We start from the raw sequence: 12,734 nt of genomic DNA on the forward strand, positions 1-12,734 counted from the left end.
GATCCTCCTGATTTTTAGGTGCAAAGGAAATTTTACATGAAGTACCTTCTTTTTACTATCGTTTCGACAAAAATAGACAACGTGAATGACTAAGTAACTAATATTCTTCTTTTATTTTGCCTAAATTGTTAAATATACTCAGCAAGATGGTATACTTATGTGCATATTTTACTAGGAGGCATTCATCTTGAAATCATTTTGGGAAATAGACGAGGAAGGTTACTATACGTTAAAAAAGGTCAACGAAGCAGAAATAGCTAAGGCTGAAAAGAAACTTGGTATCACTTTGCCAGATACATATAAAAAGCTCATATTAGAACAGAATGGTGGTTATACCATTCATAATGCTTTTCCAACCACTCACTCTAATTCATGGGCCGAGGATCATATTCAATTTAATCACCTGCTGGGAATTGCTGAAGATGAAGGAATTATGGATAGTGCCTATTTGATAAAAGAGTGGGAGCTGCCAGAAGGGCTTGTCTTAATTAACGGGGATGGTCACACTTGGGTAGCGATGGATTATCGAAAAACGAAAGAGAATCCTGCCATTCATTATTTTGATGTTGAGATGGAAGAAGACTTTAAGTTAGCTGATTCCTTTGATGAATTCATTGAGGGGCTTTATACAGCTGAGTATACTGTTGATGAGGAAGCAGCAGCGGCTGAATATGAACTTTCTGAAGATCATTTAAGTAAAGAAGAACTCGAAGCTATATTTGAATTGGACGTGCTTGATGAAGGTAATCTGTATAAAATTCAATATTACCCGATGGTTGATTTGAACGAAAATGAATGGTTTTTTAAAAAGATGCAATATCACATTGAAAAAACAAAAGATGAAGATGATCTTTATCAAGTAGCTGATACGATTATTAACATTCTCTTATTGAATCCAAATATGCCAATTAATAATAATATTAAAGAGCTGGTGCAACAAATATCCGATTTCTTACAAAGTAATGAAGATCCACTTGTAGTAAATGTAGGCGAACTTATTCTTAGTCAGTTCGAGAGTATTATTTAAGGTGAATTTTAAGAAAAAGAGGTTAAGCAATGAGAGCACCGTATCAAGTATTGATATTTCCTTATATAGAAACTGAAAATTCCATTCTATATGCTATTTTTCATCGAAGCGATTATGGTTATTGGCAAGGAATAGCTGGTGGTGGGGAAGATGGTGAGGCTCCTATTGAAGCAGCAAAACGGGAAGCGTTTGAAGAGGCTGGTATTATAAGAGAATGTCCATATATAACACTCGATTCTGTGTCTTCACTACCCGTAGAGGATGTAGTTGGTGAATTTCTTTGGGGAAAAGATGTTTATGTGATAAAAGAATTTTCTTTTGGCGTTAAAGTTTCTACAAAAAATATTAAATTATCTAAAGAACACGTTGATTATAAATGGGTGTGTTTTGAGGAAGCGGTAACTCTTTTAAAATGGGATAGTAACAAAACAGCTTTGTGGGAACTAAATAAAAGGCTATCAAAATAATTGAAATGTTGTTAACAAAGCCAATAGTAGAACGAGAATTAAACGGAAGAAACTTTGCTACACCTCTAAAGCAAAGCTCTTTTGCTTCTTCAATCAATTCAGGTTCCTCCTTACATAGTGAAATATGAAGTATCCTATCAAGTTCTTCTTTAGGCGCATTCCCAATAAAACATTTAAATAACCCTGTGTTCATCTAAGTCCTTCTTTTTATTTAAGTAAATCAAAAATCTACACTTTACTTTATTTTATTTTTGAAAAACTTCTAAATAGCGAATGAGAACAAAAGTTTGATTAACGGTTTGGATTTCATGTATTTTGCGGGATACCGAAAACTTTTAAAATAAGCACCTTGTCTTTACATATGTTGTAAATGTCATGTTAAAATTATACAAAGGAAATGATAGCAAGGGGGTAATGGAATGTCGAATTTGATTGCTTCTGTAGATGTAGCAAACACTCTCAACAAATGGTATTTACATATTAAAAAGAGGGAAGTTTCACAAGCAGTAGAGTTGAGGGATGAGATTCAAGATATGTTAGACGAAATGGAAGAAAATCAAGATGTTTTACTCTATTTCAATATTCTTGATTACAGGTTTAAGGTACTGATGGAAGATTTAGTGGGGCAACCAACAATAACAGAAAGTGAAAGAGTCAAAACAGATGACATGCTAAGGTTTTACTTTTATCTTTTTAAAGGTATGTATGAGAGTGCAAAGAATAACTATTCAGAAGCTCTAGTCCTATTCAGAGTAGCTGAGAGACAACTGGACAAGGTACATGATGAAATTGAAAAGGCCGAATTCCATTATAAAATTGGTACACTCTACTATTTCAATAAGGTCACGCTCCTTTCTCACCATCATCTACAAACAGCAAAGGACATCTACAAGGGTCATGAAGGCTACAGCATACAGACCATAAACTGTAATATGTTGTTGGCACTGAATTTGATTGATGATGGTAGACTAGACAAAGCTGAAAAAATGCTTTTGGATTGTGTTGAGAGACTAATTGAAAAGAATGATAAGAGATTGTTAGCGTTAGCTTATTATGATCTAGGATTTCTAAAAATTCAGGATGACCACCATATAGAAGCAATTGAATATTTCAACAAAGCAATTTCCGCAGATGATCTAAAACAGTCAGCTCCCGTTTCATACTTACAATGTGCGTATGAATTTGCAAGATCAAGCTATAAATCAAATCAGTTGGATCAGGCAATAAGTTGGGTTGCTGAGGGGAAAGCCTTTTCTAAAGAACAGCAGAACACAAACTTTATTTTGAAATTCAATATCCTTGAGAAATGTTATACAACACCACAGGAAAGCTCTGAGGATATTAAGAAAGAACTAGGACTTTTGGAAGAAAGAAAAGCATATGTTGATATAGAGGCTTTAGCTCCTGATGTTGCCTCCATTTATAAGAAGTTAAATCTTTATGAAGAAAGTAACTATTTCTTGGAATTGGCTTTAAAATCTTGTACGCTTATAGGAAAGGAGGTCATATGATCATGAAAAAAGTAATGATGATGATTACTACTGCTTTGCTATTAGGTACAATTCTTGGAATGCCTGTTGTACAACAAACTCAGTCAGATGTTAAAGATGAGATAGTGTTACTTTCCTCAAGAGGTGCAGGATCATAAAAGGGATAGGGTTTTAATTCATCACTGCGAAGTATAATTGTTTAAAAAATGATAAAGTGGATTAAAGTGTCAGGCTCCTTATGGTATAAAAGAATATGCCATAATGGAGTCTTTTTTATATTAGATGCTCCATTTACTTTGATGGCAGCGTATAGAGATACTAAAAAACAAATGAATTTATTAAGCTTTTTGAAGAGGAAACTTTTAATGTCAGTTAGAGAAAATATGGGTATTACCCAATTTCACTGTATATATTTATGTGAGAGCTGTATAAAGTATGGGATTCTGAAAAGCTGAAAAAATGTATGAAGAATTTCAAGATGTTTTTATGAAGAAAGAGAAGAAAACAATTTGAGGTAAAAACAAATATAGTACATACTTTCAATTTTGTTACTTAAATCCTAAATATGGAACTGACTGTAGAATGTTGAAACTGATTGTTTTATAATTTCACGGTAACATAACTTTCTCTGGATTGTAATTAAAAGTATAAAACGTAAGTGAAAGTATATCGGAGGATTTGGATGATAAAAAAAGAAGTTTTTCAAATAATTTTGTTTACAGTCCTTTTAGCAATTTTTCTTTATCAAGGTGTACAAAGAGATTTTCCTTTTGAATATCTGATTACCTTAGTTGTGTGCTATGTTGCTGTAATAGTTTATAGAATTATAAAAGTAATGAAATATAAAAAGGAGCAAAGTACAGTTAAGTAGTTTGAGCTATTTTTGTTTGCGGTGTCCGCAATCACTATTGGGATCAGACGTTTGAGGTCATGGCTCTTTGGCATGTTGACATTAAGAATTATAAAATGAACTAAATTTAACTTCGGAGGTGCTTTTATATGTCTATTCAAGTGGATGATGATGATGTTCTAGAGATGTGTAATATATATGCTCAAGAAACTCATCACAGAGAAGCATTGATTTTAGGAAACAGGAAGGGTCTATTGGAATTAAAAAATGCGATAGATCAGGCTTTAAAAACTGGTAGTGCTGTTGCAAATTTATACCCATCTGATTTTGAAGGGTATGAAACTTGTATTGCTCTAGTGGATGATGAAAAGCAGTTTGAGAAATTAATTACTCCTTATGTAGAGGAATATACACAAGATGATGATGCGATTGATCCAATTGATATTATTAAAGACTACGATTCCAAAAAAGAAAAACTCTTATAATAGGGTTTTTCTTTTTTTAGTGGAGTATAGTTTCACCTTTTTTAGCTTTGTGTTTACTTGGAGTAAGGGATGGAGAAAGTTATGTAGGTGTGAAAATAAATAAATGGTAAACAGAATATTACAGGGTGGCATTACAACCCCAAGTGATTTGAGATGCAAAAAATTAATAAGTGTCTTAATGATTGCTATCATAATTTGATGAAGTTGTGATGGAGTTTGAACGTGAAAGTAATCTATGTGAGTACTGCCTACCGAAGTGTAGACTATAAGAGCAACTTTGCTAAATCATTTTTGAAAGGTCTTAAAAAATATGATATCGTTGAGAAAAAATTGTTGGGGGGATGTAAATGAAACGCACATTATATATGTTGTTAGGAGCCATCATTTTAACTTATTTTACTTTGATTTTACCTTTTTCAAAAATATACAACAGTGGACTGTTTGAAGTATTGTCTTTTTGGTTAATTCTAATCTTTGTATTTTCTTATAATAATAAAAACCATACTTGAGATATTTACGATTTTTTCTTTATATGGTAGTGTGTGGGCGGAGGTGTTTGGGATGAAAATCAGGTTCATACTCATTTTACTAGCTTTCGTATTCTCATTGACAATGTTTGGGGGTATTTCAAGTGCAAAAAGTAAGGAAACTAAAGATAATACAAGCCAAGAACATTCAGTCAAACTTGAAGTTGTCAAGTCTACTACATATTATAATTCACTAGATGGAGAACGAATTGAATATAATTCTGAGAATGAAAAGCGGATTGCAAAAACAAAATTAGAGGACATAAAGAAGTATAAAAAGCTCACAGGAAAAAGTATTTCATACGAAGATGTAGGGTTGAAAGATAATGGTGATTTAGGAGAATCTGATAAAATACATACCTTATCATCTTTACCGCCAACCGATCCGGCAACAAATAGCAAACTGCTTATTTCTCAACAAGTTTTTTATAAAGGTACATCTGGAACTAATTATAAATATCAATATCATTCTTATGCCGAATGGTTTAAAAAGCCTGTTAACCATAAAAAAGATGCGTTTGCAGTAGCTTGGGATACATCTGCAGTCCCTTTATCAGGTACTTTTGAGGGGTATTGGCAGCAACAAAAGGCCGTTGCTGATGGTAAAGGTGGCCTCACACATGTAACAGAAGATAAACAACTATCAGCTGATACAGACTCATACAAAAATTATGGTCATGGAGTTATTCTTTCACCTGGCTATGGAGATACTCAATTTATAACAATGGATAGAGATGTACTTGTTCCAAAGTCTAAAAAAGGAGATCCTGCAAATATTATCACAAAATATCATCACACTTATGCAACAATAAATGGTATTTCCATTAGTGTTGGCCCAGCTTCAATAAGTTTTAGTGATAGTTGGGGAGATGATTTAGTTACAGAATATAGCTTTGTATATGGAGATAGATAAGAGAAGAGGGAAGCCCTTCTCTTTATTAGGATTCCTTATTAATTCCTATTGATAACAGCATCTCATTCAATGAGTATGTTCAAATTCTTCAAAATTGGTTAAAAAACGATAAAGTGGATTAAAGTGTCAGGCTCCTTATGGTATTCTAGTAAAAGAATATGCCATAAAAGGAGTCTTTTTTATATGAAAATATTAGATGCTCCATCTTTACTATCAGCTGTAGAACAGAGATCAAAGGCCTATCATGAGCTTCAAGAAGAAATGAAACTTGTGAAAAAAGCATTAAAAAGTGTGTCGGGCTTAGGTGATGAATTTACTGGAAAAGGTGCAGACAATATCAAATCTTTTTATGAGGATCTTGCGCTGTACACAGACACATATCTTGATTTTATCGATATGCAGAAAGCTTTTTTAGATGGGGTGAAAGGAAAGCTTGATGATGAATCATTAGGCGGGAGTACTTTTATTGATGAGCACTTTTTAGACACTCAATTGAAACAAGGGATTCAGAACAATAAAGATATGGTCAAAGAACAAAAAGAGGCACTTTCCACTATTTTTGATGATATTAGTGATTTAATTGAATTACATACTTTTTCAAGTAAAGAGGTCAATGAACATTTAGACGATGCGAACAAAAAAAGAAAAGAGACCATTGAAGTTTTACATCAAATAGACAATGATTTAAAAACGGAATACGCAAAGTCAGAAGCGGTTGAGAACCACCTCAACACTTTTTATGCAAAGATGATGGCTGCTACTGGAAAAGGAAAGAATGCGCAGCCAATGTATTATGATGCAAAAGCATTTCATGAGACAGACGTGTACAAGAACCATGATCAAATTGATGCTCAAGTAAAAGCCTATTTAAAGGTGAAAAACGAAGAAAAAGAAAAACGAAGAATCAAAGAATTGAAAGAAAAGCTCAATGATCCTTCGTGTCTATCAGAAGCGAAATACTTTGAGATTGTAGACGAGATCGGATATGAGAATCTCACATATGATCAAAAAATGTATTACAGCCAGCTTCTCCAAATCAAAGCTCAGGAAGAGGCCTCGGAGGTATTTATTGATAGTGTCAAAGGTGCTGCAGTTGGTCTATATGATGTGGCAAAAGATACAGTAGTTGGCATCTACGATCTTGTGACAGATCCTGGAGGTGCCGTTGAATCTGTCGTAACGGCTGTTTCTCATCCAATTGAAACGTCGAAAGCGATTGGAAAATCTATTTCTGATTCATTCCAAAAAGAGGTCATTGAAGGTGATGCCTACTCGAGATCACACTGGTTCGCCTATGCGACTGGTTCTCTAGCAGAAATTGTCTTTGGGTCTAAAGGGGCAGGAGCCATCACAAAAACAGGGACAACAGCGGCCAAAACAACAGTGAAGAAAGGCCTTGAACAAGGAGCAAAATCATTAGATAGAGTCTCTATTCCTGGTCTATTGCCATATTCACCAAAGTTTCAAATGGCTGGTGGACCGAAGCTCCCGTACAATGTATTTGATGGAGAAAATCTCAAAAATAAACTCCTCTCCATGGCAAAGCGTCTAGACAACAACTCAGGATACGGTACCTCTCAGACAGGCAGAAGATTACCAGCACCTAAATCACCACCGACCGTTGTCAGTTACGGAGAGCACTATGTGCGATGGAAACGCAAAAAGGTATTAAAACCGAATGTCGTTTATTCAACAAAGCAAGGTTACACCTACACAACAGATCACTATGGCCGCATTGTCAAAGTCGAAGCAAGTGATTTAAAATATGGAGAGATGAAAAGAAACCAATATGCTCAATCCAATTCAGGAAAGCCGGATCGATTACTGGATGATGATGGAGGGCATTTAATTGCATCTATTTTTAAAGGGTCTGGGGATATTGATAACCTACTTCCGATGAATTCCCAGATTAATCGTAGTGGCGGGAAATGGTATAACATGGAGCAGGAATGGTTGGCTGCACTCAAAGAGATTCCACCTAAACATGTAGAGGTAAGTATTGAGCCTATTTATCAAGGTGATTTGCTAAGACCTGATAGTTTTTTTGTGGAATATAAAGTAGGAAAAAGTTATGTTCAAGAATTTATCAAGAATCAACCTGGAGGTTAAAGATAATGGAATCAATAGAACACTATTATAAAAAGATAGCAGAATCAATTAATGAATTAATACCATATGATTGGGATAAAGTTTGGATGTATGCAGAAATCCTTGATGATTCGGCTGGAATTACATTTTGTTTCAACGAGACTAATAGTGAAGAGTATGTTTATGGACATGAAATTCCACTTAAATATAATGTAAGTAAGTCAACATACATTCATTTATTATACGAACTAAGTAAAACTTTTGAAGAATTGAAAAAAGCATATATACAAAATGATTTAGGTGCTTGGACAACAGCTACCCTACAATTAGATAAAACAGGGAAATTCTCGATTGATTATGGCTATGAAGATATTTTATCTATAGGGCTTTATGGTATCCAGAGAAGAGCCGTATGGGAGTATAAAACGTTCGGGTTTTTACCAGAAGACGAGAAAGATAAAGAAGCTGTGCTAAATTATTTGAAAAATAAAGAAGAAAATAGCAAATAGCAAATGACCCTCCAAATGAATGAAGGAGGGTTTTTGTAATATTTGTTTCATAAGAATTTCCCATTTTACCTATTTAAACCGATAAACCGTCACTTCACACTCACCAAGGACCTCTTCTATCATCTCTCGAACAACCGTCCAATCGCCACCTGCCAAGCCGCAGCCGATCCCATAAGGAATGGCGATAGAATGAAGGAGGTTCTCTTCATTTGGATTTGTCACTGTCTGTTTTAGATGTTCAAAGCAGCTGCGTAATGCGTCGTCATCTGTTTGTTTTGTTTTTCTTCCGTATCCAACTTGAGCGAATAAGTTGGCAATGGTTTTTCCGTCGTTTGTTGTGATGAGCTGGACGGAGCTTAATAAGTCATCTCCTTGTTCTGCACATAAACGTTTATAGTCTTTATACACATTTGGGTATTTGCTTTTGATTTGCTTTGCTAATCCTGCTCCCATGACACCCTTACAATTCACTTGGTGACAGATGATATCTTCTTCTGCGTCTAAAATATTGCCTTCTATCGTTTTGATCATTTCAAGTCATCCCTTTTCAATAAAATGCAAACTTATGTTCTATTATATCAGTTTTGGTGACATTATTTCATTACAAAAAGCGCTTGGAGTTTAAAAAATGGATACGTCCATGCGATCAAATGATCAAAAACAGTCCATGACATCTAAAATTATGAAAGATAAAGAAGAAATAGTAAGGAGAGCCTTATGGATAAAATAGAAACAAAACGGTTAATTCTTAGACCATTTCGCGATGAAGATGCACCTGGAATGCTTGCATACTTATCTCATCCAAGAGTAAATTGTTTTCTGGATGATCAAATCTCTACATTAGAAGAAGCGGTCGCTAAGGTGCAAAAAAGAAAAGCAGATCACTCTTATATGGCGATTTGTTTAAAAGAAAGTCAGTTGATTATCGGTGAACTGTTTCATTTAAAAGATAAGCCTGACACGTATTCAATTGGCTGGAATTTTCATGCGTTATATGAAGGGAAGGGATATGCCCGTGAAAGTGCAGAAGCTCTCTTGTCATATCTATTTGTCAATCAAGGAGCAAGGCGCTTATATGCATATGTAGAAGATGACAATGATCGATCTCAAACATTATGTGAGCGTTTAGGCATGAGGAAAGAAGGCCTCTTTCTTGAGTTTGTTTCATTTACTACAAATGAGGATGGCACCCCTAAATATGACAACACCTATCAATATGCTTTGCTGAAAAAAGAATGGGAGCAGTATCATTCTAAATAGTGCTTTGTTTCTTGGTATCCGAATGACAACGAAGTAACAAAAATGTGAGATGATCCCTTTATTTTGTTCGCTCGATCGATGTCACGGTCTTCTTTTTTCATTTATCCTTTTCCTAAACGAAGCAAAAGGAATGAAATGAGATGCAGGAGTTTAATGAACGGGTATTTCGGTCGATTAATCAACTTAGTATGAATCACGATGTCTTAAATCCAGTTCTTATTGGATTGGCTGAATATTCAGTGATGTTCATTGCGATCATATTTTTGATCATGTGGTTTCAAAATCGGAGCAGAAGAAACAGATGGATGATGATATCTGCTGGGTTGACCTTTATCTTGGCAGAGATGTTAGGGAAAGTCGCTGGGCTCTTTTATTCCAATCAGCAACCCTTTGCAGAATTGAATCATGTTAATCTTTTAATCGAAAAGGAAGTGAACAACTCTTTTCCGAGTGATCACACCATTTTTATTTTTTCCATTTGTATAGTCTTATGGCTTTTTCACAAGCGTCGTATTTATTGGCTTTTCATTGCCTGCGCTGTAGGATTTTCAAGGATTTGGGTAGGTGTTCATTATCCATTTGATGTGCTGGCAGGTGCTGTGATCGCTTGTTTAACGGCGGTAACGGTTGTTTATTTGCCGCTATTCCAAAAGGGCGTTAGCCTGCTTCTGTCGTGCTTTGAATGGGTGGAGCAGAAATGGGCAGGAGAGAGAACCAAATAAAATGTAAGTCCACGAAAAAACACCCCAATCTGTTATGAAATCAGATCGGGGTGTTTATTATTTTCGCCAAAATGTGGAACAATCTGCTTTGTCTTCAATGTTAAATTCAATGATTTTTTTAAGTAGAGGATAGTCAATCGGTAAGCTTTCCTTCATCCGAAACATCTTTTTTCCATGGTCATAACCAGCTTGTACAATATCTGCTGAAAAGTGATCAATCCCTTTTCCTTCTGGTGCGACAGAAATGTGGTGTTTTGCGACGCTAAATCCGATAATAAATGTGCCATGATCTGTGAACATGGGCTGATTCCAAGCAATTCTGGGCTCTAATTGAGGGAATGTGTCTGAAATCCATTGTAAGATGTCTTGCATGCGCTGTTTCAGCTCTGGATGACCGATGTTGCTTACATATTCTTCAAAAACCTGCATTGTTTTCATCCTCCATATTCATCAAGCCTCAGACGGGATTCGAACCCGCACTCCTTTCGTAAGCATAGGCTAGGGGGCAACACGCTTCCCTACGGAATTTCACCGACAGGAGTTTCACCTGTCTCAGCTCATTTGCTTTTCGGTGCTTCTGAAACCCTTGCCTTGCGACCCGCCAGCTACAATTGTTTTACGGCGCTCTTCCCTTCTAGAGCTACTGAGGCACGGAAGTTCTTGTTCATATTATATAGAGAAACTTGAAAAATGAAAAGCTATGCTCATCATCTAATCCAATCGCGCACAAAATAGTCAAAGGCACATATGATAAAAGACCATATAGTTATGTATACAGCATGGAATTGGGCTGATTGTAAGTGACAAACCTGTTGATGAGTAAACTAAAAGAGATAAACAATCAAACAAAATTAGAAGGCTTTACTCACAAACGTTCGATGAGTTCTCCCTTTTTGCTCACCATGGAAGATGGGGAACCTTTTTACTCATGGGTGTTTTTTGAAAGAAGTGTGTTTAAGACTTGCTATTTTTCTTTGAGCTCTATCAATGAAAAGCAAAATTGTGTGCTGTTGGAACTTCTTGTACCGTGCTGCAATAGATCAACATGCTGTCAAAAAGTTTTGTATCGATCCAGTTCGAAAATTCTTGTAGATCTTTCTTTTTTATGTGGAATGATTGAAGTAGAGCTTCCTGTATATGATGCGCTTATTTTAAAGAATATAGAATCTCACCACATCTTTCTTTGTTTTTCCACATCGCCCAGTTCGGTGGAAGTATGGCGGAATGAAACGAAATTTCTCAATACGGCAACTGTTGTGTTGCATCATCAAGATCATCAGGATGTACCAGTCGCTATTAGGATTCAAACTGGTACATTTTGTTATGATCTTCTTGTCCAAAAAGGAGAAAGTCGTGCGATTACTGTGAAAGATGTGAAATTTATCTTAAAATCTCCATCAACTGAAAGTGTGCAAGCACGATTAGACATGCAAATCAACATGGTGAAAAAAAGAAAAATAAAGCTTTGAAGCTGTGATAATCGCACAATCTTCAAAGGTCAATGGATCATAGTCTATCAAGACTAGGTTGAAGGAGGGTTAAAATGGCTATTTTAGGCGGATGTAGTAATGAACAAGCGGGCTTTGTAAATGATGCAGTATGCTTCACACTTGATTTAGCAGCAGCAGCTGATGCAGTTGTCGTCTGGACAGATGGAACACCTTATGTCATAAACGGAACCATCATGGTGGAAAACAATGGGATTGTGGCTGTAGCACCTACCGTGGCTTTAGAGGTAAACGGTACAGCTGTTCCTGATTTCACGGTACCGCCAGGAGAGAGTCGATCCATTACGCTCAGTGATCTGAACTCGATTGGGATTTTAGCTACTGGTGGAACCTCGACTGGAAGTATTGTCGTTTCGTTTTCTCTCAATTATCAGTATTAGTGTGTGTGTCTTGAAGATTCCACAGTTTGAAAGTAGTGTGAGACATGTGCGCCCAACTTAATATGTGTGGAGGAATAACCGGTCCGACTGGAGCCACGGGTTCAACAGGAGTAACTGGTCCAACGGGAGCCACGGGTTCAACAGGAGTAACTGGTCCAACGGGAGCCACGGGTTCAACCGGAGTAACTGGCCCAACGGGAGCCACAGGTTCAACAGGAGTAACCGGTCCAACGGGAGCCACGGGTTCAACAGGAATAACTGGTCCAACCGGAGCCACGGGTTCAACCGGAGTAACTGGCCCAACGGGAGCCACGGGTTCAACAGGAATAACTGGTCCAACGGGAGCCACGGGTTCAACCGGAATAACTGGTCCAACCGGAGCTACGGGTTCAACCGGAGTAACCGGTCCAACCGGGGCCACAGGTTCAACCGGAATAACTGGTCCAACGGGAGCCACGGGTTCAACCGGAATAACTGGTCCAACCGGAGCTACGGGTTCAACCGGAGT

General features: G+C 36.5%; 15 protein-coding genes and 1 pseudogene. 14 read left to right on the forward strand and 2 right to left on the reverse strand.

All coding sequences use genetic code 11. The features are described from left to right. The first annotated feature begins 187 nt into the window (after positions 1-187). The 9 genes from KVT11_RS04555 to KVT11_RS04590 all read left to right on the forward strand — a co-directional run bounded on the left by KVT11_RS04555 (position 188) and on the right by KVT11_RS04590 (position 8,356). Positions 188-1,027, forward strand: coding sequence for an SMI1/KNR4 family protein (locus KVT11_RS04555; RefSeq protein ID WP_017359024.1), 840 nt, complete (start codon positions 188-190; stop codon positions 1,025-1,027). A 29-nt stretch (positions 1,028-1,056) separates the two neighbouring features. Then, entirely contained in the window at positions 1,057-1,494 is a 438-nt protein-coding gene (locus KVT11_RS04560) for an NUDIX hydrolase (RefSeq protein WP_017359023.1), read from the forward strand. A 419-nt stretch (positions 1,495-1,913) separates the two neighbouring features. After that, entirely contained in the window at positions 1,914-3,005 is a 1,092-nt protein-coding gene (locus KVT11_RS04565) for a Rap family tetratricopeptide repeat protein (RefSeq protein WP_017359022.1), read from the forward strand. Positions 3,006-3,007: 2 nt separating this feature from the next. After that, on the forward strand, positions 3,008-3,142 hold the full coding sequence (locus KVT11_RS21250; protein WP_255201816.1) for a hypothetical protein: 135 nt from the start codon (positions 3,008-3,010) through the stop codon (positions 3,140-3,142). A gap of 524 nt (positions 3,143-3,666) precedes the next feature. Then, positions 3,667-3,855, forward strand: a complete 189-nt coding sequence (locus tag KVT11_RS04570; protein WP_017357918.1) for a hypothetical protein — start codon at positions 3,667-3,669, stop codon at positions 3,853-3,855. Between the two features lie 128 nt (positions 3,856-3,983). Beyond that, positions 3,984-4,319, forward strand: a complete 336-nt coding sequence (locus tag KVT11_RS04575) for a hypothetical protein (protein ID WP_076821683.1) — start codon at positions 3,984-3,986, stop codon at positions 4,317-4,319. Positions 4,320-4,880: 561 nt separating this feature from the next. Next, a complete protein-coding gene (locus tag KVT11_RS04580; protein ID WP_008343961.1) occupies positions 4,881-5,759 on the forward strand; it encodes a hypothetical protein in 879 nt (292 codons plus the stop codon). A 183-nt stretch (positions 5,760-5,942) separates the two neighbouring features. Next, a complete protein-coding gene (locus tag KVT11_RS04585; protein ID WP_008343960.1) occupies positions 5,943-7,868 on the forward strand; it encodes a T7SS effector LXG polymorphic toxin in 1,926 nt (641 codons plus the stop codon). 5 nt (positions 7,869-7,873) lie between these two features. Beyond that, entirely contained in the window at positions 7,874-8,356 is a 483-nt protein-coding gene (locus tag KVT11_RS04590; protein ID WP_008343959.1) for a TIGR01741 family protein, read from the forward strand. 69 nt (positions 8,357-8,425) lie between these two features. On the opposite strand, the gene KVT11_RS04595 is transcribed toward KVT11_RS04590, so the two are convergent. Next, positions 8,426-8,887 carry a macro domain-containing protein gene (locus tag KVT11_RS04595; RefSeq protein WP_008343958.1) on the reverse strand — a complete coding sequence of 154 codons (462 nt, stop codon included), beginning with the start codon at positions 8,885-8,887 and terminating at the stop codon, positions 8,426-8,428. A 186-nt stretch (positions 8,888-9,073) separates the two neighbouring features. On the opposite strand from KVT11_RS04595, the gene KVT11_RS04600 reads away from it, so the two are divergent. Beyond that, on the forward strand, positions 9,074-9,616 hold the full coding sequence (locus KVT11_RS04600; protein ID WP_008343957.1) for a GNAT family N-acetyltransferase: 543 nt from the start codon (positions 9,074-9,076) through the stop codon (positions 9,614-9,616). Between the two features lie 140 nt (positions 9,617-9,756). After that, entirely contained in the window at positions 9,757-10,338 is a 582-nt protein-coding gene (locus KVT11_RS04605; RefSeq protein ID WP_008343955.1) for an undecaprenyl-diphosphatase, read from the forward strand. A gap of 57 nt (positions 10,339-10,395) precedes the next feature. Here the strand turns inward: KVT11_RS04605 and KVT11_RS04610 are convergent, their stop codons facing one another. Continuing rightward, positions 10,396-10,767 (reverse strand): iron chaperone, encoded by a 372-nt coding sequence (locus tag KVT11_RS04610; protein WP_008343954.1) that lies wholly within the window; start codon positions 10,765-10,767, stop codon positions 10,396-10,398. A gap of 386 nt (positions 10,768-11,153) precedes the next feature. Here KVT11_RS04610 and KVT11_RS04615 point away from each other — a divergent pair, with 386 nt between their 5' ends. The 3 genes and pseudogenes from KVT11_RS04615 to KVT11_RS04625 all read left to right on the forward strand — a co-directional run. After that, the gene (locus KVT11_RS04615; RefSeq protein ID WP_008343953.1) at positions 11,154-11,807 is read left to right on the forward strand and encodes a CotZ-related putative spore coat protein; all 654 of its coding nucleotides are present in this window, start codon (positions 11,154-11,156) and stop codon (positions 11,805-11,807) included. A 74-nt stretch (positions 11,808-11,881) separates the two neighbouring features. Beyond that, entirely contained in the window at positions 11,882-12,226 is a 345-nt protein-coding gene (locus KVT11_RS04620; RefSeq protein ID WP_008343952.1) for a DUF3992 domain-containing protein, read from the forward strand. Between the two features lie 44 nt (positions 12,227-12,270). After that, positions 12,271-12,734 (forward strand): annotated as a pseudogene (locus tag KVT11_RS04625) (collagen-like triple helix repeat-containing protein); the annotation flags it as partial.

It is taken from the genome of Bacillus sp. GbtcB10 (genome assembly GCF_019091365.1).
GTDB classification, from domain to species: Bacteria; Bacillota; Bacilli; order Bacillales; family Bacillaceae; genus Bacillus; species Bacillus altitudinis.